Annotated in this window: 19 protein-coding genes; 12 read left to right on the plus strand and 7 right to left on the minus strand. The window is 67.2% G+C overall.

Features of this window, described 5'->3' with window-relative positions:
• The first annotated feature begins 126 nt into the window (after window positions 1–126).
• The 5 genes from FB464_RS06545 to FB464_RS06565 all read left to right on the plus strand — a co-directional run bounded on the left by FB464_RS06545 (window position 127) and on the right by FB464_RS06565 (window position 6,113).
• Window positions 127–1,284, plus strand: coding sequence for an acyl-CoA dehydrogenase family protein (locus tag FB464_RS06545; RefSeq protein WP_142206627.1), 1,158 nt, complete (start codon window positions 127–129; stop codon window positions 1,282–1,284).
• Window positions 1,285–1,325: 41 nt separating this feature from the next.
• Window positions 1,326–2,720: a PIG-L family deacetylase gene (locus FB464_RS06550; RefSeq protein ID WP_246092955.1), complete on the plus strand. Its 1,395-nt coding sequence runs from the start codon at window positions 1,326–1,328 to the stop codon at window positions 2,718–2,720.
• Window positions 2,717–3,520, plus strand: a complete 804-nt coding sequence (locus tag FB464_RS06555) for a glycosyltransferase family 2 protein (RefSeq protein WP_116414575.1) — start codon at window positions 2,717–2,719, stop codon at window positions 3,518–3,520. Before FB464_RS06550 ends, FB464_RS06555 begins: the two co-directional genes overlap by 4 nt.
• 163 nt (window positions 3,521–3,683) lie before the next feature.
• On the plus strand, window positions 3,684–5,462 hold the full coding sequence (locus FB464_RS06560) for a glycoside hydrolase family 15 protein (RefSeq protein ID WP_116416552.1): 1,779 nt from the start codon (window positions 3,684–3,686) through the stop codon (window positions 5,460–5,462).
• Between the two features lie 105 nt (window positions 5,463–5,567).
• Window positions 5,568–6,113, plus strand: coding sequence for a Dps family protein (locus FB464_RS06565; protein WP_425472403.1), 546 nt, complete (start codon window positions 5,568–5,570; stop codon window positions 6,111–6,113).
• 69 nt (window positions 6,114–6,182) lie between these two features.
• Here FB464_RS06565 and dhaM read toward each other — a convergent pair whose 3' ends face one another.
• From dhaM to trpD, 4 genes are all read right to left on the minus strand, one after another.
• Window positions 6,183–6,917 (minus strand): dihydroxyacetone kinase phosphoryl donor subunit DhaM, encoded by a 735-nt coding sequence (gene dhaM / locus FB464_RS20405; RefSeq protein ID WP_342780664.1) that lies wholly within the window; start codon window positions 6,915–6,917, stop codon window positions 6,183–6,185.
• Window position 6,918: 1 nt separating this feature from the next.
• Window positions 6,919–7,596 carry a dihydroxyacetone kinase subunit DhaL gene (gene dhaL, locus FB464_RS06575; RefSeq protein ID WP_116414574.1) on the minus strand — a complete coding sequence of 226 codons (678 nt, stop codon included), beginning with the start codon at window positions 7,594–7,596 and terminating at the stop codon, window positions 6,919–6,921.
• A gap of 5 nt (window positions 7,597–7,601) precedes the next feature.
• Window positions 7,602–8,603, minus strand: a complete 1,002-nt coding sequence (gene dhaK / locus FB464_RS06580; protein WP_116414573.1) for a dihydroxyacetone kinase subunit DhaK — start codon at window positions 8,601–8,603, stop codon at window positions 7,602–7,604.
• 81 nt (window positions 8,604–8,684) lie between these two features.
• Window positions 8,685–9,743, minus strand: coding sequence for an anthranilate phosphoribosyltransferase (gene trpD / locus FB464_RS06585; RefSeq protein ID WP_116414572.1), 1,059 nt, complete (start codon window positions 9,741–9,743; stop codon window positions 8,685–8,687).
• A gap of 140 nt (window positions 9,744–9,883) precedes the next feature.
• Here trpD and ctaE point away from each other — a divergent pair, with 140 nt between their 5' ends.
• From ctaE to FB464_RS06620, 7 genes are all read left to right on the plus strand, one after another.
• Window positions 9,884–10,495 (plus strand): aa3-type cytochrome oxidase subunit III, encoded by a 612-nt coding sequence (gene ctaE / locus FB464_RS06590; protein ID WP_116414571.1) that lies wholly within the window; start codon window positions 9,884–9,886, stop codon window positions 10,493–10,495.
• A 48-nt stretch (window positions 10,496–10,543) separates the two neighbouring features.
• Complete coding sequence (gene qcrC / locus FB464_RS06595) at window positions 10,544–11,335, plus strand: cytochrome bc1 complex diheme cytochrome c subunit (protein ID WP_116414570.1); 792 nt, start codon at window positions 10,544–10,546, stop codon at window positions 11,333–11,335.
• Between the two features lie 61 nt (window positions 11,336–11,396).
• Window positions 11,397–12,497 carry a cytochrome bc1 complex Rieske iron-sulfur subunit gene (qcrA, locus tag FB464_RS06600; RefSeq protein ID WP_116414569.1) on the plus strand — a complete coding sequence of 367 codons (1,101 nt, stop codon included), beginning with the start codon at window positions 11,397–11,399 and terminating at the stop codon, window positions 12,495–12,497.
• A complete protein-coding gene (qcrB, locus tag FB464_RS06605) occupies window positions 12,494–14,155 on the plus strand; it encodes a cytochrome bc1 complex cytochrome b subunit (RefSeq protein WP_116414568.1) in 1,662 nt (553 codons plus the stop codon). Before qcrA ends, qcrB begins: the two co-directional genes overlap by 4 nt.
• 124 nt (window positions 14,156–14,279) lie before the next feature.
• Window positions 14,280–15,833, plus strand: a complete 1,554-nt coding sequence (locus FB464_RS06610) for an Ig-like domain-containing protein (RefSeq protein WP_116414567.1) — start codon at window positions 14,280–14,282, stop codon at window positions 15,831–15,833.
• Between the two features lie 116 nt (window positions 15,834–15,949).
• A complete protein-coding gene (locus tag FB464_RS06615; RefSeq protein WP_170151902.1) occupies window positions 15,950–17,512 on the plus strand; it encodes an Ig-like domain-containing protein in 1,563 nt (520 codons plus the stop codon).
• Between the two features lie 113 nt (window positions 17,513–17,625).
• Window positions 17,626–19,287: a hypothetical protein gene (locus FB464_RS06620; RefSeq protein WP_142206628.1), complete on the plus strand. Its 1,662-nt coding sequence runs from the start codon at window positions 17,626–17,628 to the stop codon at window positions 19,285–19,287.
• Here FB464_RS06620 and FB464_RS06625 read toward each other — a convergent pair.
• The 3 genes from FB464_RS06625 to ctaD all read right to left on the minus strand — a co-directional run bounded on the left by FB464_RS06625 (window position 19,284) and on the right by ctaD (window position 21,768).
• A complete protein-coding gene (locus tag FB464_RS06625) occupies window positions 19,284–19,544 on the minus strand; it encodes a hypothetical protein (RefSeq protein ID WP_142206629.1) in 261 nt (86 codons plus the stop codon). The two genes, FB464_RS06620 and FB464_RS06625, sit on opposite strands and share 4 nt — an antisense overlap.
• Window positions 19,545–19,643: 99 nt before the next feature.
• Window positions 19,644–20,060 carry a cytochrome c oxidase subunit 4 gene (locus FB464_RS06630; protein WP_116414563.1) on the minus strand — a complete coding sequence of 139 codons (417 nt, stop codon included), beginning with the start codon at window positions 20,058–20,060 and terminating at the stop codon, window positions 19,644–19,646.
• A gap of 1 nt (window position 20,061) precedes the next feature.
• Window positions 20,062–21,768 carry an aa3-type cytochrome oxidase subunit I gene (gene ctaD, locus FB464_RS06635; RefSeq protein ID WP_116414562.1) on the minus strand — a complete coding sequence of 569 codons (1,707 nt, stop codon included), beginning with the start codon at window positions 21,766–21,768 and terminating at the stop codon, window positions 20,062–20,064.

Below are 21,768 nucleotides of genomic sequence, written 5' to 3' on the forward strand. Positions count from 1 at the left end.
CGCGCGGGGTCGGCGCATGCGTGGCACGCGCACTGCCGCAAAACGGAGTGTCGCGCAAGGGGTGGGCCGAGCCTCGCCGGGCTTCCGGAGCGTCCCCTACTGTGGGGGCGTACAGGAGGAGACGTCATGGCGGGCGAGCATGTGTGGGTTTCCCTGTCGCCGCGGCGTCCGGATGATCGACCACCCGGGCCCGCCCTGGCGGCGTCGTGGGTGTCGGAGGTCAGCGGCGCCCCTGTACCCGGGCACGCGGGTCGCGGGCCCGACCTCGTCGACGCCGCTCTGGACTTCGCGCTCCGGCTGGGCCGGGAGAATCCGGCACCCGTGCCCGGGGGCGGGCACACCCGCGAGCTGTGGGAGACGCTCGCGACCCTCGCGGCGGCAGACCTCGGAGCGGCACGGGCGATCGAGCCGCACCTCGATGCGCTGGCGATCCTCGACCAGGCCGGGATCGCCGGGGTGAACGCCGGAGACTCGACCTGGGGCGTGTTCGCCGCGGAGGGCGGTGCCGACCCGCTGGTCGCAAGCGATGACGGGAGCGTCAACAGCGGCGACGGCAGCGGCGGCAGCTGGACCCTCACCGGCACCAAACCGTGGTGCTCCCTCGCCGACCGCCTCGACCGCGCGCTCGTCTCCGCCACCGTCTCCCCCGCCACCGTCTCCCCCGCCCTCGACGGTGGGGGAGCAGCCGTGCCCCGCAGGCTCTTCTCTGTCGACCTCCGCCAGCCCGGGGTACAGGCGCTGCCGGACTCCTGGCACGCGCGCGGCCTGACCGAGGTGCCGAGCGGACCCGTGCACTTCGACTCCGTCGCCGCCGAGCCCGTGGGCGAGGCCGGCTGGTACCTCGCCCGGCCCGGCTTCGCGTGGGGCGGCATCGGGGTCGCGGCCTGCTGGTTCGGCGGAGCGGTCGGCGTCGCCCGCACCCTCGCCGGGCGCGCCCGGGGCACCTCCGACACTCTGCTGCACCTCCACCTCGGCATCGTCGACGAACGCCTCGGCGACGCCCGGCGCGCGCTCGCCGAGGCCGCTCGGCTCATCGACTCGGGGCAGGCGACCGGAGAGCAGGGCAGGGTGCTGGCGAAGCGCGTCCGCGCGACGGTGGCCCGGGCATCCGAAGACGTGCTCCGGCAGGTCGGCCACGCGCTCGGCCCTGCCCCGCTCGCCCTCGACGACGAGCACGCCAAACGCGTCGCCGACCTCGAGCTCTACCTCCGCCAGCACCATGCCGAGAAAGACGAGGCCTCGCTCGGCCGGCAGCTCACAGAGGGCGCGGACCTGCCGTGGTGAGCTTCGACTCCCGCGACCCGGGAACGCCGTCGGCGGTGTGGATGACCGACCCCCGTCTCGCCGAGCTCCCCGCCTTCCCGCTCACCGGCGTCGACCGGATGATCGTGCTCGCCGCCCACCCCGACGACGAGACCCTCGGGGCCGGCGCCCTGCTCGCCAGCGCCTTCGCGGTCGGCATCCCCGCCGAGGTCATCATCGTGACGGACGGTTCCGCCTCCCACCCCGGCTCCCCCACTGTGGATGCAGCCGACCTCGCCGCCGCGCGCACCGCCGAGGCGACCGAGGCGATCGCTCTGCTGAACCCCCGGGCAGGAGTCACGTTCCTCGGCTTCCCCGACGGCCGCGTGCGGGAGCATGCCGACGAGATCCGCGCCGCCCTCGGCGAGCACGCCGCCGCGCCCGCGCCCGCCGCCGCGCCCGCGCCCGCCGCCGCGCCCGCACCCGTTGCCGCGCCCGGCCGCACCCTCCTCGTGGCCCCCTGGCGCGGCGACGGTCACCGTGACCACCGCGTGCTCGGCGAGATCGCGGCCAGCCTGGCGCTCGAGCGCGGCGCTGAACTCGTGGAGTACCCGGTCTGGCTCTGGCACTGGGCGACCCCGGCCGATCCGGCCACGCCGTGGGAGCGTTTCGCCGCCGTCACCGACCCCGCCGCCCTCGCGCGGAAGCGCACCGCCCTCACCGCCTACCGTTCGCAGTCCGAGCCGCTCTCCGAGGCTCCGGGCGATGAGGCCCTGCTGAATCCGACCTTCCTCGCGCACTTCGACCGCTCCCAGGAGGTGCTGATCGTGTCCCCTCCTTCCACCGCCACGACGAGTTCCACCGCCACCACGAGTCTGTCCCGCGACTACTTCGACGACACCTACGCCCGCCACGACGACCCGTGGGGCTTCACCAGCCGCTGGTACGAAGAACGGAAGCGCTCCGTCACCGTCGCGAGCCTCCCCCGCCCGAACTTCGCGAGCGCCCTCGAGATCGGCTGCTCGATCGGAGTCCTCACCGAGCAGCTCGCCCCGCGCACCGGTACCCTGCTCGCCGTCGACATCGCACCGGCAGCGATCGAGCGGGCCCGGGAGCGCCTGGCCGGGCATCCGAATGTGCACCTGGCGGTGGCGGATGTGGCCGAGACCTTCCCCTCCGGCGCCTTCGACCTCCTGCTGCTCAGCGAGGTCGGCTACTACTTGGACGTCCCCACCCTGCAGAACGTGTTAGCCGGCATCGCAGCGTCCCTCACCCCCGACGGCGTCTTCGTCGCCTGCCACTGGCGACACCCGGTCGCCGACTATCTGCAGACCGGTGACGGTGTGCACGAGCAGGTCGCCTCCGCGGCGACGACAGCCGGCTGGACTCTTCTCAGCCACCACCTCGAACGCGACTTCGTGCTCGACGTCTACTCTCCCGACCCCCGCTCGGTCGCCGAACAGACGGGTCTCGCATGACACCTCCCCGATCATCCAGAACCGACGACAGAACCGGCAACGGAGCCGGCACCGGCAGCGTCGACAGCACGGCCGGCACCGGCAGCATCGACAGCGTTGCCGTCGTCATTCCCGCCCGGAACGAGGAACAGCTGATCGCCCGCTGCCTGCGCTCGGTCGAGCAGGCGATCGCCCTCACCCGCTCGCGCCTCGGCGACGCCGGACCGAACATCGTCACCGTCGTCGCGGTCGACAGCAGCGGTGACGACACCGAGGCCATCGCCCGGTCGTTCCCGGGCGTGTCCGTGTTCACAGTGGACGCGAAGAGCGTCGGCGCCGCCCGGCGCGAGGGAGTCGATCTCGCTCTCGACGCCCTCGACCTGTTCGCGCATGGCGATGCCTCCCGCGTCTGGATCGCGAACACCGACGCCGACTCCGCCGTCCCCGCCACGTGGCTGCTCCACCAGCTCGACCTCGCCGCCGAGGGTGCGGACGTCGTCATCGGCACGGTGCGCCCCGACTTCGCCGATCTCAGCGCCCGGCAGGTCGAGGCGTGGCTCCGCCAGCACCCGCCGGGCGTGGCGAACGGCCACATCCACGGGGCCAACCTGGGATTCCGCGCCGACTTGTACATTCGCGCGGGCGGGTTCGCGCCGCTCAGCGAGCACGAAGACGTCGACCTCGTCGCGCGCCTGGCGGCTCTGGATGCCCGGACCGTCCCCACCGCGTCCGCCGAGGTGCTGACCTCCGGCCGCCAGGCGGGCCGCACCCCCGGCGGCTATGCGGGTTACCTCCGCACCGAGCTGGTCCCCCCGGCCTGACCAGCCCGCCCTCTCCCCGTTCGGCACCGCAACCCCGCCGCCCGCGCCGCGACCTCCCAGCCGTTTCGTCGTACGGTAGACCGTGACCAGAGTGACCAAGAAGCACGCGAACCCCACCTCCACCCAGCGACCGGCCGGAGCCACGCAACCGCCGACCGGAACCGTGCCCATCCGCACGAACGGCTACACCGATCTCCGCTCCTACGGGGCCATCGGCGACGGCCGCACCGTCGCCCTCATCGCCCTCGACGGCAGCATCGACTGGTTCCCCGTGCCGAACCTCAATGGCACCCCTGTCTTCGCGCGCCTCCTCGACGAGAGCGAGGGCGGTTCGCTGGAGCTCACCCCCACGCAGGCCTTCACGGCAAGCCGCCGCTACCTGCCCGGCACCAACGTGCTGGAGACCACGTTCACCACCGACACCGGCACCGCGGTGCTGACCGATGCGCTCGTCACCGGGTTCGCCGGCCGTCTGCCCTGGGCCGAGCTCGCCCGCCGCGTCGTCGGGGTGAAGGGCAGCGTGCGGTTCCGTTGGCGGGTCGCGCCGGGCACCTGCCTGTCGACCGCCAGCCCCTGGATCCAGAAGACCGCCCACGGCCCCGTCATCCGGGTCGACTCCGTCACCATCGCGGTGCGCGGCATCGACCACGGCCCGCGCGGCGGCGGAGACCGCGCCCTCGCCGGCCGGTTCACCACGAGCCCGAAGTCGCACCACGTGCTGGCCGTCGCCGGCACGTCGAACGAGCCCCTGCACATCCCGCAGCCCGAACTCACCGACAGCGGCATCGAGCGCACGGTCAAGAACTGGCAGCACTGGTCGGAGGAGTTCACCTACGACGGCCCCTGGAAGGACGCAGTCGAGCGGAGCGCCCTCGCCCTGAAGCTGCTGATCTTCAGCCCCACCGGAGCGATCGCGGCCGCCGCGACCACCTCTCTGCCCGAGAGTTCGCGGGGCGGCAAGAACTGGGACTACCGCTTCGCCTGGATCCGCGACCTCGCCTACACCGTGCACGCTCTCATCCGGTTCGGCCTCCGTGAGGAGACCCACGCCTCCGTCTCCTGGCTGCTGAAGACGATCCGCGCGAACGGTCCCGAACTGCACGTCTTCTACAGCCTCGACGGCGCACCCCCCGGCAGTGTCGAGAAGCACGACTCCACCGGCTGGCGGGATGCCGGCCCGGTGGTGACGGGCAATCCGGCCAGCGGCCAGCTGCAGCTCGGCGTCTTCGGCGACCTCTTCGACGTGATGCGGCTCTATGTCAAGGCCGGAAACGTGCTCGATTCGGAGACCGGACGGATGCTCGCGGGCGTCGCCGACCGCGCGTGCGACGACTGGCGCCGCCCCGATGCCGGCATCTGGGAGCTGGCGGACACCCGGCACTACACCTCCTCGAAGATGGGCTGCTGGCAAGCTCTGGATGCCGCGGTCGAACTCGCCGAGCTCGGCCAGATCCCGGGCGACCCGGCCCGCTGGCGATCCGAGAAGGGCATGATCCAGGAGTGGGTGCGGGAGCACTGCTGGTCGGAGACCCTGCAGAGCTACGTGATGTACCCGGGCAGCGAGGAGCTCGACGCAAGCGTGCTGCTGCACGCGACCAGCGGCTTCGACCGCGGCGAGCGGATGTCGCAGACGATCGACGCGATCCAGAAGGAGCTCGCCCGCGGCCCGCTCGTCTACCGGTACTCCGGCGCAGAGGCCGAGGAGGCCACGTTCGTCGCGTGCGCCTTCTGGCTCGCCTCCGCCCTCGTCTGCATCGGCCGTGCCGACGAGTCGGTTGCGCTCATGGACGAACTCATCGGCCTCTCAAACGACGTCGGCCTCTACTCCGAGATGATCGACGCCGACGACCTGTCGTTCCTCGGCAACCTCCCGCAGGGCCTCAGCCACCTCGCGCTGATCAACGCCGCCATCACGATCGAGGAACTCACCCGCGACAAGTGACCCCGTGCCTGACGTGCGTTGTCAACCACCCCCTCTGCAAGGTGACCGGCCGCCGGCACCGGCGTAGCGTAGAAGCCAGCCATCCGCAGAACAGAAAGGCACACTGTGTCCACGACAACAATCGAACGAGACGTGCACGTTCCCGCCGACGGCGGCCCCAAGGCCACCCGGCGCCAGAATGCCGAACGCGGCTTCAAGGCCCCGAAAGACCTGACCGACGCGATGCAGGCCGTGCTCGTCGACCTGATCGAGCTCCACGTGCAGGGCAAGCAGGCGCACTGGAACGTGGTCGGCAAGAACTTCCGCGACCTGCACCTCCAGCTCGACGAGATCATCGACGCCGCGCGGGAGTTCAGCGACACGATCGCGGAGCGCATGCGTGCCCTGCACGCGGTTCCGGATGGTCGTTCCGACACGGTCGCGGCCACGACCTCGCTGCCCGAATACCCCAACGGTGAGATCGACACCGCCGAGACCGTCGACCTGGTGGTCGTGCGCCTCGAGGCCACCGTCGGCACCATGCGCGACGTGCACGACACCGTGGACGAGGCCGACCCGACAAGCGCCGACCTGCTGCACGCCATCATCGAGAAGCTCGAGCAGTACGCCTGGATGGTCGGGGCGGAGAACCGCACGGCGACCGCGAAATAGGTTTTCGCCCGAAGGGACGCAAACTGTCGGAAAGATTCGTCTTTCGAGCAGTTTGCGTCCCTTCGCGGTCTACTCCTCGCCGAAGCCCGACTCGATGAGGGCGACGAGGGCGTCGAGGGCCGCGAGGCCCGCGGCATCCTGAGCGGTGAGAGTGGCCGTCGCGCCGCGCACCAGGCCGAGGGACATGATCCCGAGCAGGCTCTTGGAGTCCTTGCCGTTGATCGTCACCTTCGCATCGAACGTGTTCGCGAGCTTCACGAACTCCGCCGCGGGGCGGGCGTGCAACCCGTCACGGTTCACGATCGTCACGGTTCTCGTCAGCGCGGCGTCGGCCGCGTCATCCACGGCACCGGATGCTCCGCCTCCCGCCCGGGCGTCGGCAGGGCCCGGCCCGGGCACCTCACCGAACGCACTCCGGGCGGACTCGGCCGCCGCGACGACGGCGGCGAGCGATCCGCCTGTCTCCGCGGTCACCGAGGCCGCAACCGCACCCTCGACCAGCGGTGCATCCACGATGCGCACACGCTCCCGCACCTCGTCGTCGAGGAAGTCGAGGGCCGTCTCGGCGGTCAGGATGGCCGAACCGAGGTCGCACAGCACGACCACACCCTCGCCCGAGTCGGCCTCCGCGATCGCGGCCGTCACCTTCTCGAAGCTGGTGCCGATACCGCCCTCGTCAGTGCCGCCGGCCGCGACGAGCGCCGCTCCAGGCGCCATCTGCCCGGCGAGCTCGGTCAGCCCGTCAGCGATCTTCCCGCTGTGCGAGACGAAGACGAGCCCGACCTTCCCCGGCACGCCTGCCACGTCAGGACGCGTCCGGGGCAGAGGAACCGGATCCCGTGCCGCTGGTGCCCGCAGCCGCATCGGACGCAGCCCGCAGAATGAGCGCCGACGACTGAGAACCCGGGTCCCGGTGACCGATGGCCCGCTCGCCGAGGTAGCTCGCGCGACCCTTCCGCGCCACGAGCGGTTCGGTCGCCTTCGCGCCCTGCTCGGCCGCGTCCGCCGCCGCCGCGAGGATCCCGGCCTCGTCCGCACCGTCGGCCAGAGCGGCCGCGGCGGCGTCGACGGCCGGAGTCCAGGCATCGATCATCGTCTTGTCGCCGACCTCGGCCTTGCCGCGCAGCACCACACCGTCACGCGCTGCGGTGAGCAGCGCGACGACAGCCGCGCCATCCAACTGCTCGGCTTTGCCGACGGCACCCGCGGCCTTGAGGTACGCGGTTCCGACCAGCGGGCCGGACGCACCGCCGACCGTCGAGATGAGCGTCGTCGCCACCAGCTTCAGGGCGTCGCCCGGAAGTGCGCCCTCCGGCAGGTCGCCGAGCTTCTGGATGACCGCGCTGAACCCTCGGTCGAGGTTCTCTCCGTGGTCGCCGTCGCCGATCTCGCGGTCGAGGGTGATCAGTTCGACCCGGTGATCCGCGATCACCCGTGCACTCTCCCGGATCCATTCGGTCACCCAGTCGATACCGAGGCTCATCCCGTCTACCTTCCCCATCGGAGAGCGGCAGTCTGCACGGGGGCATCCCACAGCTCGGTCAGTTCGTCATCCAACTTCAGCACAGTGATCGACGCGCCCTGCATCTCGAGCGAGGTCACGAAGTTGCCGACCAGCGAACGGGTCACCTCGACGCCCTTCTCCTTCAGCACCTCGGCCGCGCGGCGGAAGACGATGTAGAGCTCGATCTGCGGCGTTCCGCCCATGCCGTTGACGAACAGCAGCACCTTGTCGCCTGAGGCGAACGGCAGGTCTTCGAGGATCGGGCCGAGCAGACGGTCGACGATCGCGTCGGCCGGCTCCAGCTTGATGCGTTCGCGGCCGGGTTCGCCGTGGATGCCGATCCCGATCTCGATCTCGTCGTCAGCGAGGGTGAAGCTCGGCTCACCGGCGTGCGGAACGACGCACGGGGTCAGAGCGACTCCCATCGAGCGGGTCTGGTCGTTGACCTTCTGGGCGATCCGGGTCACGGTTTCGAGGTCGTCGAGGCGCTCGGCCGACGCGCCGGCGATCTTCTCGACGAGCACCGTCCCTGCGACACCCCGGCGCCCGGCCGTGTAGAGGCTGTCCTTGACCGCGACATCGTCGTTGATGATCACGGAGCGCACCTCGATGTCATCCGCCGAGGCCAGGTCGGCTGCCGTCTCGAAGTTGAGCACGTCGCCGGTGTAGTTCTTCACGATGTGGAGCACCCCGGCACCGCCGTCGACCGCCTTGGTGGCCGCGACGATCGGGTCGGGTGTCGGAGAGGTGAACACCGGCCCGGGAACGGCGGCATCGAGCATCCCGAAGCCGACGAAGCCGCCGTGCAACGGCTCGTGGCCGCTGCCGCCGCCGCTGACGAGGGCGACCTTGCCCTGCACCGGCGCACCCTTCCGCACGATGTAGATGGGGTCGTAGAAGACGTCGACGAGATCGCCGTGCGCAGCTTCGATGCCTCTCGCTGCCTCGTCGACGACATTCTTCGGGTCATTGATGAGCTTCTTCATTGAAATTCCCTTTCACCAAAGTCCGATGCGCCCGCGCACCGGGTGGACAGAACAAGACCGAGCCGGGACTCGACGCTAAACCTACGCCCCGCGGTTGGTCGCCGCGACCCACTTCGTCAGTTTGCGGAGCGCCGATCCGGAGTCGATCGACTCTGCAGCGACGACCATCTTCTCGGCGAACCGTTCCACAATGCTGCGCTGCACTTCGGAGGGGTCGCGGGCCAGGTCGAACGCGGCCAGCCCTGCCGCCGCATTCAGCAGCACGATGTCGCGCACCGCGCCGGTCTCGCCGCCCAGCACCCGCCGGACGGTGTCGGCATTCGCGGCGGGGTCGCCGCCCCGCAGTTCGTCGATGGATGCCCGGCGGAGCCCGAGGTCACGGGGATCCAGATCGTGTTCGGTGACGGCGCCCCTCGACACCTCCCAGATGTGGCTGTGGCCTGTTGTCGTCAGTTCGTCGAGTCCATCGTCGCCCCGGAGAACGAGAGCCGTCGCGCCGCGCGTCTGGAATACTCCCACGATGAGCGGCACGCGGTCGAGCTGGGCGACGCCGACCGCGGAAGCCTCGGGCCTCGCCGGATTGCAGAGCGGGCCGAGGTAGTTGAAGACGGTCGGAATCCCGAGCTCGCTCCGCACCGCGCCGGCGTGCCGGAAGCCGGGGTGGAACTTCGCCGCGAAGGCGAAGGTGATGCCGGCCTCGTGCAGCACCCGCGCGACCGAGACGGGTTCGAGGTCGAGGTTCAGCCCGAGCGCCTTCAGCACGTCCGACGATCCGGCGAGCGAACTCGCCGCCCTGTTGCCGTGCTTGATCACCGGCACGCCGGCACCGGAGGCCACGATCGACGCCATGGTGGAGACGTTCACCGTGCCGAAGCGGTCGCCGCCGGTACCCACGATGTCGAGGGCGAAGGGGTCGACATCCAGAGGCAGAGCATGGTCGAGGATCGCATCGCGGAACCCGACGATCTCGTCGACCGTCTCACCCTTGGCGCGGAGCGCCACCAGGAATCCGGCCAGCTGGGCAGGCGACGCGGAGCCCTCCATCACCTCGTTCATCGCCCAGGTGGACTCGGCGACGGTTAGGTCCCTCGCGGCCAGAAGAGCGGAGAGCAGGTACGACCAGCTGAGTTCAGACGCCATGGGAACGATCCTAAACGGTGGGCATTCTCCGCCCTTCCGCGCCGAACTTCTACACCCGGTAAAAAAGTCGTCTCTAGACCCCGCAAATGCGAAACACCTGAACAGAAATCGGACATAATGGGTGAGTGACTAGCAGCTCGATGACCCAAACATCCGCACCCCTGGTGCAGCGCCCGAACGTCGTTGCCGTCGGCACGATCGTCTGGCTCGGCAGCGAGGTCATGTTCTTCGCCGGCCTCTTCGCCATCTACTTCACGCTGAGGTCGACGAGCCCCGAGCTCTGGAGCACCGAGAGTTCGATCCTGAACGTGCCGTTCGCCACCGTGAACACGCTGATCCTCGTGTCAAGTTCGTTCACCTGCCAGTTCGGTGTCTTCGCCGCGGAGCGCCTGCAGTCGCGCGCCACCGGGTGGAAGCCCACACAGTGGGGCATGGTCGAGTGGTTCTTCCTCACCTATGTGCTCGGTGCGCTGTTCGTCTCCGGGCAGGCCTGGGAGTACGCGAACCTCGTGCAGGAGGGCATCACGCTGAACTCCTCCTCCTACGGGTCGGCGTTTTACCTCACCACCGGCTTCCACGCCCTGCACGTCACGGCCGGGCTCTTCACCTTCCTGCTGATGATCGGCCGCGCCTTCGGTGTGAAGAACTTCGGACACCGGGAGGCCACCAGCGCCATCGTCGTGTCGTACTACTGGCACTTCGTCGACGTGGTGTGGATCGGCCTGTTCCTCGTGATCTACATCCTGAAATAGCTCGTGTTCCGCCGCACCACCAGCATGTCCCGACAGAGAGTTGAGAGAATGGCCCGCACCTCCAAGAAAGCGAACAGACGGCACCCCCTGGCGACCGTCGTTCTGATCGCGATCGGGTTGGCCTTCACGGGCGGCGGTTACGCGCTGTTCTCGAGCACCGCCACGGCTGACACCAGCACGGCCGCCTCGCAGGCCACGGTCGAAGAGGGCAGCAAACTGTTCGCGGCGAACTGCGCCACCTGCCACGGCATGAACCTCGAAGGCACGACCGCCGGCCCGAGCCTGCTCGGCGTCGGCGCGGCATCCGTCGACTTCCAGGTAGGCACCGGCCGCATGCCCCTCGCCATGCAGGGCCCGCAGGCCATGCAGAAGCCCGTGCAGTTCACCGAGGAGCAGACGGCGGCCCTCTCGGCCTTCGTGGCCTCGCTCTCGCCCGGCCCCTCCGTCCCCACCGACTCCCAGCTCACCGATGACGGCAACGCCACGAACGGCGGCGAACTCTTCCGCATCAACTGCGCCATGTGCCACAACGTCGCGGGTGCGGGTGGAGCGCTCACCGAGGGCAAGTTCGCCCCCGAGCTGACCGGTGTCGAGTCGAAGTACATCTATGAGGCCATGCTCACCGGCCCGCAGAACATGCCCGTCTTCAACGACCACAACATCACCCCCGAAGACAAGCGCGACATCATCACCTACCTGAAGTACCTCCAGAACAACCCGTCCCCGGGCGGATTCGAGCTCGGCAACCTCGGGCCGGTGGCCGAAGGCCTCTTCATCTGGATCTTCGGTATCGGCGCGGTCGTCGCACTGACGGTCTGGCTCACGGCGAAGTCGAACTAGCCCCCCACCGGCACAGACACCCGCACCGGCACACATTCTTCTCAGGTTCGAAAGGAACACCATGGCACACGACGACACGAGCGGCACAGACGTCGCCGCGTTCTCGTCAGGCGCAGACGGCGTGAGCAACACCTCCGGCAGGGCGGTCGAGCCCTCCGCTGCCTCCGGCGGTCTCGCCGTCATCACGAGCGACGGCTTCGCCGACCCGGGAGTCCCGCCGCACCGCAAGCGGGTGACCGATCTCGACCCGAAGAAGGCCCGGACCGCCCAGCGCACCGTCTACACACTCTTCTACCTCTCCATCGCCGGCTCGATCTTCGCGATCGCGGCCTACATGGCGTTCCCCATCAACGAGAACGACCCGGGTTCGGTACGACTCAACACGGTCTTCCTTGGACTCGGCATAACGCTGGCCCTGATGGGCATTGGAATCGGCGCCGTGCACTGGGCGAAGTCGCTCATGCACGACGAGGAGGGTGTCGACATCCGGCACCCCGTGCGTTCGTCCGACGAGACCCGCGCCCGTGCGGTCGAGATCTTCCACGAGGGCAATGTGGAGTCGGGCATCGGTCGCCGCTCCCTCATCCGCAACAGCCTCATCGGTGCCCTCGTCGCGTTCCCGCTGCCCGCGGTCATCCTGTTCAGGGGCCTCGGCCCGCAGAACGAGATCCCGGCAGATCTCCTCTCGCACACCATGTGGAAGGCGGGGGCGCGGCTGACGCTCGACCCCTCGGGCCTCCCCATCAAAGCTGCCGATGTCACCATCGGTTCGGCGTTCCACATCATCCCGGAAGGCCTCAACGACGCCCCCGACCGCCTCGAGCAGAAGGCCAAAGCGGCCGTGCTGCTGATGCGCGTCAACCCGTCTGACCTCAACGTCAGCGCCGGCCGCGAGAACTGGAACTACGACGGCATCGTCGCGTACTCCAAGATCTGCACGCACGTCGGATGCCCGGTGGCCCTGTTCGAACAGCAGACCCACCACCTCCTCTGCCCCTGCCACCAGTCCACGTTCGACGTGGACAACGAGTGTGCGGTCATCTTCGGCCCGGCCAAGCGTGCCCTGCCCCAGCTGCCCATCACTGTCGACGGCGAGGGCTACCTCATCGCACAGAGTGACTTTCTTGAGCCAGTCGGCCCTAGTTTCTGGGAGCGTTCATGACAATCGAAAAAACCAAGGCCGACGGCCTCGTGGACGGAACCACCGACCACGCGGTCGGCGCCCCGCCCAAGATCTCCAACGCCCCCTCGGCCCGCTTCACGTCGGCGGCCGCGAACTACATCGACGAGCGTACGAGCATCTCGGCTGTCGTCAAGGAGTTCGGGCGCAAGATCTTCCCCGACCACTGGTCGTTCATGCTCGGTGAGGTCGCGCTCTACAGCTTCGTCGTCATCATCATCACGGGAACGTTCCTGACGTTCTTCTTCCAGGCTTCGATGGCCCCGGTCGTCTACGACGGCAGCTTCGTCCCCCTCAAGGGCGTCGAGATGTCGTCGGCGATGTCGTCGACGCTGAACATCTCGTTCGAGATCCGCGGTGGCCTCCTGGTACGCCAGATCCACCACTGGGCCGCGCTGCTCTTCATTGCGTCCATCGGTCTGCACATGCTGCGCATCTACTTCACCGGTGCTTTCCGGAAGCCCCGTGAACTGAACTGGGTGATCGGCTTCGTGCTGTTCATCCTCGCGCTGGCTGAAGGCTTCACCGGCTACTCGCTCCCCGACGACCTGCTCTCCGGCAACGGCCTCCGCATCATCGACGGAATGGTGAAGGGTGTGCCCTTCGCGGGCTCCTGGCTCTCGTTCCTGATCTTCGGCGGCGAGTTCCCGGGCGAGGAGATCGTGGGCAGGCTCTACACGCTGCACATCCTGCTCCTGCCGGCCATCATCGTGGCGCTGATCGCGCTGCACCTGGTGTTCGTCGTGGTGCACAAGCACACGCAGTACGCGGGCCCCGGCAAGACCAACGACAACGTCATCGGCTACCCGGTGCTCCCGGTCTACGCGGCCAAGGCCGGTGGATTCTTCTTCATCGTCTTCGGCATCATCGCCCTGATCGCCTCGTTCTTCACGATCAACCCGATCTGGAACTACGGGCCCTACGACCCCTCCCCTGTCTCGGCGGGAACGCAGCCCGACTGGTACATCGGCTTCGCCGACGGTGCCCTGCGGTTGATCCCCCCGCACCTGGAGTCGGTGATCTGGGGCCACACCTACTCGTGGAACATCCTCATCCCGATCGCCGTGCTCGGGTTGTTCATCCTGACCGTGCTGATCTACCCGTTCATCGAGGGCTGGGTGACGGGCGACAAGCGCGAGCACCACATCCTCGACCGCCCGCGGAACGCTCCCACCCGTACCGCGATCGGTGCTGCCGGTGTGACGTTCTACGCGGCACTCTGGTCGGCGGCGAGCTCGGACATCCTCGCAACCCACTTCCAGCTGTCGATCGAATCGGTGATCCACGCCATCCAGGCCGCCGTCATCATCGGCCCGGTCATCGCCTACTTCGTCGCCAAGCGCGTCTGTCTCGCACTGCAGAAGAAGGACCGCGAAATGGCCCTGCACGGTTTCGAGTCCGGCCGCATCGTGCGCCTGCCGGGTGGCGAGTACATCGAGGTCCACCAGGACGTCGACGAGTACGAGCGCTGGAAGCTGGTCTCGTTCCACGAGTACAAGCCGCTGATGATCCGTCCGAACGCCAAGGGCAAGATCACCGCCCCGCAGCGTCTCCGCGCCGGCATGTCCAAGTGGTTCTTCGAGGACCGGATCGCGCCCGTCACGCGCACCGACCTCGAGCACCAGAAGTCGCTCCACTAGGCACAGCACCTGCTCGACAGGAAGGCCCCCGTCCGATTCCCTCGGACGGGGGCCTTCCTGCAGTCCCGGCTCCCCTTCTGCCGAACCCGCGTAATGGATGGGCCGTGCCTGCGTCTTGGTGAGTATGAAACTCAGATACTGTGCCCTGGCCGTCGTCGCGCTGCTCGCCGGCGTCACGCTACAGGCCACACCTGCCTCCGCAGACATCAATCTGCCCCCGGAAAAATCGAAGATCTACGAGACGCAGTTCGACAAGCTCTCCTTTCCCGGGTGGGTGACACTTCCCACAGGGGGAATGAGTCCGCACGAAGCTGCGGGGGTCGGCAGGGCCTCCACGAAGGGCGGCGACGGATCGACAGGTGCCGACAAGACGGACACTCACACGTTCAGCAATCCGCACGCGGGCATGTATCCCGCCCTCGTTCCGATGGAGCTGACCGTTCTCAACCCCGGCAGTCTCGACACGATGTCCACGAAGACGATCAACACCATCAAGGAGCTCGCCGCCGTCGCACAGATCATTCCCCAGGTGAAGGAGTCGGCGGACGGCTCCCGGGTCCAGCTCGGTACCACCATCATCTTCGATGCCAACGTCGTCACACCGCAGGCGGATCTCGGAGAGCGACTTCTCAAACTGACCGGCGGCGAATTCTTCAGCTGTGACGCGGTCGGCAACACGTTCAACTGCAAGAGCACCCTGTGGCGGACGCTCCCCTCCCGGCCCAGTGCACCACGACCCACGGGCGGCACCGTGTATTCGCCACCCTTCGCTGCGCGGCGGGCTCCCTCGTGCTCCGGCGCACTCGCGGATGGCGGGGTCGGCGTGCAGACGGTCGTGACGATCGCCGATGTCATCTGCGACGAACGCCCGACCGATCCCGTTGTGCGTCTGGAGGTCGACACGGTCTACGCCGACACGGCTTCGGGCATCCCGACGTCGCGGGGTGGAGACGGGAGCATCGTCTACAGCGGCACCGGTGCGGCCGAAGGCACCTACCTCTGGATGAAGGTCTATGCCGTGACGGCCGGAGGCCTGTACTCCTGGCCTTTCACTGTCGGCGTCAGAAACCATTACGCGCCGACCACCGTCGACGCCCCTGCTCTGGGTGTTCTGAGAGGCGTGGACACCGTGCTGAGTGGTGCATCCCTCTTCCATGACGTCGACGTCGACTCCTACGGCACGGAGAGCCACGATTTCCTGACAATGGAGGTGGTGAACCAGGGAGACAGGGGCAGCGCACGTTTTGATGCCGACGGCACGCTGCACTACCAGTCCATCGAGGTGATTCACGGCGAGGCCGTCGACCACATCACCGTCAGGGCGACCGACAGCTACGGGATCACGTCCCCCGATCTGACAGTGGCCGTCCACATCGGCGACATCCGGCCCGGCTGCGCGAACGGTGCCGCCAGAACCGACGCGCACACTCCCGTTCGAATCCAGCTTTCCTGCTGGATCACACCCACGGCCGGCTGGCGCCAGCTTGAGGGAATGCAGTATGCGATCGTCTCCGGGCCTGCCTACGGCGCGCTCAGTGACTTCGATCCCGTTTCAGGCACCGCAACGTACACGCCCGACCCGACTCACCCGGGCGCGGACCATTTCGAATTCTCTGCGTCAGACAATGGAACCTCGCGGACGACGACCTTCGGTCTCGAGGTGATGCCCGCACCCTGACCACGGAATCCAGAGGCCCCCGTCCAATCGACTCGGACGGGGGGTTTTCCTTTGTGCGAACCTTGTGTTCTGCCGAACCCGCGTAATAGACAACGGCAGACGCTGTCTTGATGAGTATGAAGCTCAGAATCGCCGTAGTTCCCGTCACACTGCTCCTGGCAGCGCTGCTCCTCCCCGCCACTCCTGCCGCAGCGGAGATCAATCTGCCTCCCGAGCGAACGCGCCTCTACGAAACACAAGGGAGTGGTCTCGACTTTCCGGGTTGGGCCAGCATCCCTTCCCTCCCCGGCCACACCGTCGGCGAAAGTCGGAACATGGACGGCGGCGGAGACGGAGGCGACAAGGGCGGCGACTCGTCAGCGGGCGGAGACAAGAAGGTTCTGCCGCACGATGAGTCCTACATGAACCCTCACTCATCACCCCGGACCCAGCCGAAAGACGCGACGCTGCAAGTCCTCCACCGGGGCAAGGACGGCGACTCGTACGACACCATCACCCTCACCACCACCAAGGACTTCTCGCTCATCGCGAGGGTGGAGCCGCTGATAGATACGACGGGCACTCAGAAAACGCAGACGGGCGTAGTTCTGACATTCGATCCGCGTGTGATCAGCAGTGCGGCAGACATGGCCAAGGCGATCTTCGACAGAAGCGGTTCAACGTTCGTCGGTTGCATCGCCACAGACAGAGTGTTCGTCTGTGCGCTGAGAACTCCCCGGCCGATCGCCAGCGTGCCCAAGCCATTCGTCGCTGACCTTCTCGCTGACACATCCACAGCACAGATCCCCCTGTGTTCGGGAGTCGTCGTCGACGGCGGCTACGGACGGACGACCGTGATCACGCCAGCCGATGTGAGCTGCGAAGCGGCGCCCGATAAGGAACCGGTCCGGCTTGAGATCGAGACCATTCTGAGCGAGACGGATGGAGCCTTCCCGGTGGTGCGAGGCGGCGATGGGAGCATCGTGTTCGATGCCCCTGCGACCGTAGAGGGTACGTACACCATCATGCGCGTCTGGGCGATCGCGGCAGACGGCACCACCTCGTGGCCGTTCTACGTCGCCATCCGCAACCGCTTTGCTCCCACCGCGGATGTGGGAGCGAGCGCAGACGCCATTCGCGGCGTCGACACGGTCATCCCCCGAGCATCCCTCTTCGCTGACACAGACGTCGACACGTACGCCGCCGAGAGTGGTGACCATCTGTCGTCCAGCGTCGTCAGCCAGGGCTCGATGGGCGGGGCATGGTTCGACAGTGCGGGCGACCTTCACTACCGATCGATCGACGTGATCCGCGGGAGTTTCACCGATCACATCTCCGTGCAGACCACGGACAGCTTCGGCCTGCCCTCCGCGGTTCTCGACGTTCCCGTGCACATCTCAGACATCACACCGGGCTGTTCCACCGGAGGCGTGACCACGGACGCAGCCACTCCGGTACGTGTTCAGCTCTCGTGCTGGATCACCCCCAAGTCGGACTGGCGCCAGATCGATGGGCTCAACTATGCAGTCGTCGAAGGCCCGTCCTTCGGCTCGCTCAGCGCCGTGGATCCCGTTTCGGGCACGGCGACCTACACGCCCGACCCTGCACACACCGGCCCTGTCCAGTTCACCTTCAGCGCGGAGAACAACGGGGCGGTGCGCACCTCGACTTTCACCGTCAACGTCCTTGCGGCGCCGTGATTCGAGAACTGGCGTAATGGTGTGCCCTCTTCTGTATCCAGTGAAGTGAGACGCAGGTTTGTCTCACTCCACTGGATGGAAGAGGTCACCGAATGAATTCCCGGAACACTCTCGTGATATTTGCATCTTGCCTCGTGCTTGTATCTTTGGGCTTCACCCAACCGGCATACGCGGCCGACGACGACCCGCACGGCGGTGTCGAACCAGGCACACATCCCGGAGTCGAGCTGCCCGAGCCGGCCGGGGGAACAGGGGCGGGGTCAACCCCGCGCGACCCCGGAACTCTGGTCATCATCGAGCCAGCGCCCCCGATCGACTCAGGAAGCATCTATCCCGACACCGAAGACAAGACGCCCGCCAAGATCCGAACACAGTTCGGCGGCATGACCGATGGCGAACGAAGCTCCTCCGGCGGCGGCTCCGACAAAGGCGGCGACAGCTCGGGCGGCGGAGACAAGGTGACTACGACCGAGACGGTCACGACCCGCAACCTGCGGGCGGGGAAACCCGACCCGGTCAAGCCCATCGCCTTCCAGGTGGTGCAGCACGGCAGCGACGGCGACAGCTTCGTGACGGTGAAGATCGAGAATGCCCACGACCTCAAGAAGATCGCCGTCGTCACTCCCGTCACCTCCGTCGACACCGCCGGCCAGGCCAGCACCTTCGCCTACACGATCGTGTTCAGCCAGACACCGACCTCCTCACCCGGCGATATAGCGCGCGGCCTCTTCGGCCTCACCAGCGGTGCCTTCTCGGCGTGTGTCTCGCACGAGAACTACTTCTTCTGCACCTTTGCCACCCCCAAACCCGTCAAGAGTGCTTCGGCGCCGCTCTCGACAGCTCCCCCGGTTCGTCCCGACGAACGGCAGGTGCCTGTCTGCTCGAACACGATGAAAGACGGCGGATACGGTTCGACGACCATCATCAGCGTGGACGATGTGGACTGCGAGGCGGCACCCGGGAAGGAGCCGGTGCGGCTCGAGGTGAGCACGATCTACTCCGACCTGTCGCTGGGCATCCCGACTGCCCGGATGGGCGACGGTGCGGTGGTCTACAGCGCTACAGCGGAGGCGCAGGGCACCTATGTGTCGGCAGAGGTGTGGGCCGTCGCCGCGAACGGTACGTACTCGCTGCCGTTCTCCCTCGCCATCCGCAACCGGTACGCGCCCGCACCGCAGCCGAGCACCGCGGCAACTCCCGTCCAGGCGGTCCGTGGGGTCGACACGGTCGTTCCGGCGAGCAGGCTGTTCAGCGACGTCGACGTCGACCAGCACGCGATGGAGAGTGGTGACCACCTCACGTCCGTCGTGACCGACCAGGGCGCCATGGGCGGCGCGTGGTTCGACGCAGCGGGAAACCTTCACTACCAGTCGATCGACGTGATCCACGGCGACTACACCGACCACGTGACCGTGCAGACCACGGACTCGTTCGGACTGCCCTCCCCCGAACTGCGGCTGAGCATCCACATCACCGACATCGTGCCTGGCTGCGCAAACGGCGGTACAACGACAGACGCGCTCACGCCGGTGCGCCTCCAGCTCACCTGCTGGATCACCCCGGCCGACGGCTGGCGCCAGATCGACGGACTCCACTACCGCATTACCGACCAACCGGAGTACGGCACCGTGAGCGACCTCGACCCCGACTCAGGAATCGCGACTTATACACCCGACCCCGCGCATCCGGGACCCGTGACGATCGGGTTCACCGCCACGAACAACGGCGCCATCCGCGATGCGGCATACGCCGTCGACGTGCTGCCGGTTCCCTAGCGCTGCCGACCGGGGCGACGGAACATCCGACGGAGCCCCGCGCGAAGACGGCCGGTGTACTCGTCGGTGAAGTCGTTCGACAGGGCGGTTGCCTCGGCACCGAGATCCCCGCCGGCGAAGATGCGACGGAGCGTCTCCTCAGCGCGGGCCTCACGTTGCTCAGCCGTCGTCTTCGGGGCAGTCACCTCCGGGGCAGTCACCCCCGGGTCGACTGCCGGCGAAGAAACTTCCGCGACAGGATGCTCGTCATCACTCACCGTTCGATCCTGCCACACCCACCACCGTCAGCCACGCCCAACGAAGAAGGACCCTCACCGCGGATGCGGGAGGGTCCTTCTCACGTGCTGTGCGAGTGTCTAGCGGGCGAAGAAGCCCCGGTAGTACTCGTAGGTCCAGCCGACGATCGCAATCAGGATCATCGCCACACCGATGAAACAGATCCATGTTCCGACGGCCAGACCGAGGAAGAAGACCGCCGCGGAACCGGCGAGGATGACCGGCCACCAGCTCCAGGGGCTGTAGAAACCCATCTCGGGGTCGCCGTCGTCGATGTTCGAGTTCGTGAGGTCCTCGGGCAGCTCGCCGCCCTGGGCACTGTGAACGCGACCGAGGTAGAACGCGATGAAGGCGGCGAGCACGGCTCCGAGGGCGATGCCGAGTGTGCCGACCCATTCCACTTCACCGTACGAGACCAGCGACCAGAGCACATAGATCGCGTCGGCCAGGAGGAAGAAGCCCGACAGGATCCAGAAGACGTTGATATTGGCGCGCATGCTATTTCACCTTCTCCTGGTCGATGTCGTAGGTCGGCGCATCGGGGGCGTCCTTCGCGGGGCCCACTCCGACCGGGATCCCGGCCTCGGGGTGGTTCAGGTCGAAGGCCGGCGACTCCGAACGGATACGCGGGATCGACGTGAAGTTGTGCCGGGGCGGCGGGCAGGATGTCGCCCACTCCAGTGACCGGCCGTAACCCCACGGGTCGTTGACGGTCACCTTCGGAGCGTTCCGTGCCGTGATGTACACGTTCAGGAAGAACGGGATCATCGACGAGGCCAGCAGGAAGGCACCCACGGTCGAGAGCTGGTTCATCCAGGTGAACCCGTCGGCCGGCGAGTAGCTCGCGTAACGGCGGGGCATACCCACCACGCCGAGCCAGTGCTGGATGAGGAACGTGGTGTGGAAGCCGATGAACAGCAACCAGAAGTGCCACTGGCCGAGCTTCTCGTTGAGCATCTTGCCGGTCCACTTGGGCCACCAGAAGTAGAAGCCCGAGAACATCGCGAACACGACGGTGCCGAACACCACGTAGTGGAAGTGGGCGACGACGAAGTAGGAGTCCGAGACGTGGAAGTCGAGCGGCGGCGACGCGAGGATCACACCGGTCAGTCCACCGAAGGTGAACGTGATCAGGAAGCCGATCGCCCACATCATCGGGGTCTCGAAGGTGACGGAGCCTCGCCACATCGTTCCGACCCAGTTGAAGATCTTCACGCCCGTCGGTACCGCGATGAGCATCGTCATCAGGGCGAAGAACGGCAGTAGAACCGATCCGGTGACATACATGTGGTGAGCCCACACCGTGACCGAGAGGGCCGCGATGGAGATCGTCGCGTAGACGAGAGTCTTGTATCCGAAGATGGGTTTGCGGCTGAACACCGGGAGAACTTCGGAGATGATGCCGAAGAACGGCAGCGCGATGATGTAGACCTCCGGATGCCCGAAGAACCAGAACAGGTGCTGCCAGAGCAGTACACCGCCATTCGCCGCGTCATAGATGTGCCCGTCGAACACCCTGTCTATACCCAGGGCGCTGAGCGCCGCCGCCAGAACCGGGAAGGCCATCAGCACGAGGATGGACGTGACCAGCACGTTCCAGGTGAAGATCGGCATACGGAACATCGTCATGCCGGGGGCGCGCATCGTGATGATCGTCGTGATGAAGTTCACACCACCGAGGATCGTACCGAAGCCCGAGAGCACAAGCCCGAAGACCCAGAGGTTGCCTCCGTCACCGGGAGTGAAGGTCGTACTCGACAGCGGCGCATAGGCGAACCAGCCGAACGACGCGGCACCCTGCGGGGTGAGGAAGCCGGCGACGACGATGAGCGAACCGAAGCTGTAGAGCCAGTAGGCGAACGCGTTCAGACGGGGGAACGCGACATCCGGAGCACCGATCTGCAGCGGCATGAGCACGTTCGCGAACCCGGCGAAGAGCGGGGTGGCGAACATCAGCAGCATGATCGTGCCGTGCATGGTGAACAGCTGGTTGTACTGGTCTTTCGTGGCCAGCAGTTCCGCACCCGGCTCGAAGAGCTGGGCCCGGATGACCAGGGCCATGACTCCGCCGAGGCAGAAGTAGATGAACGACGAGATCAGGTACATGTACCCGATCGTCTTGTGGTCCGTGGAGGTGATCCACTTGACCAGAACGTTGCCCTTACGCTCGACGGGCGTGATTCTCGGCGCAGTCAGTGTGCTCAT

The sequence above is a fragment of the Subtercola boreus genome, from assembly GCF_006716115.1.
Lineage (GTDB): Bacteria > Actinomycetota > Actinomycetes > Actinomycetales > Microbacteriaceae > Subtercola > Subtercola boreus.

Bases quoted from the DNA above. Each gene is read 5' to 3' on its own strand.
- FB464_RS06545 (WP_142206627.1), top strand. From the start codon at position 127: ATGGCGGGCGAGCATGTGTGGGTTTCCCTGTCGCCGCGGCGTCCGGAT.
- FB464_RS06550 (WP_246092955.1), top strand. From the start codon at position 1,326: ATGACCGACCCCCGTCTCGCCGAGCTCCCCGCCTTCCCGCTCACCGGC.
- FB464_RS06555 (WP_116414575.1), top strand. From the start codon at position 2,717: ATGACACCTCCCCGATCATCCAGAACCGACGACAGAACCGGCAACGGA.
- dhaL (WP_116414574.1), bottom strand. From the start codon at position 7,596: ATGAGCCTCGGTATCGACTGGGTGACCGAATGGATCCGGGAGAGTGCA.
- dhaK (WP_116414573.1), bottom strand. From the start codon at position 8,603: ATGAAGAAGCTCATCAATGACCCGAAGAATGTCGTCGACGAGGCAGCG.
- trpD (WP_116414572.1), bottom strand. From the start codon at position 9,743: ATGGCGTCTGAACTCAGCTGGTCGTACCTGCTCTCCGCTCTTCTGGCC.
- ctaE (WP_116414571.1), top strand. From the start codon at position 9,884: ATGACCCAAACATCCGCACCCCTGGTGCAGCGCCCGAACGTCGTTGCC.
- qcrC (WP_116414570.1), top strand. From the start codon at position 10,544: ATGGCCCGCACCTCCAAGAAAGCGAACAGACGGCACCCCCTGGCGACC.
- qcrA (WP_116414569.1), top strand. From the start codon at position 11,397: ATGGCACACGACGACACGAGCGGCACAGACGTCGCCGCGTTCTCGTCA.
- qcrB (WP_116414568.1), top strand. From the start codon at position 12,494: ATGACAATCGAAAAAACCAAGGCCGACGGCCTCGTGGACGGAACCACC.
- FB464_RS06610 (WP_116414567.1), top strand. From the start codon at position 14,280: ATGAAACTCAGATACTGTGCCCTGGCCGTCGTCGCGCTGCTCGCCGGC.
- FB464_RS06615 (WP_170151902.1), top strand. From the start codon at position 15,950: ATGAAGCTCAGAATCGCCGTAGTTCCCGTCACACTGCTCCTGGCAGCG.
- FB464_RS06630 (WP_116414563.1), bottom strand. From the start codon at position 20,060: ATGCGCGCCAATATCAACGTCTTCTGGATCCTGTCGGGCTTCTTCCTC.
- ctaD (WP_116414562.1), bottom strand. From the start codon at position 21,768: ATGAGCACACTGACTGCGCCGAGAATCACGCCCGTCGAGCGTAAGGGC.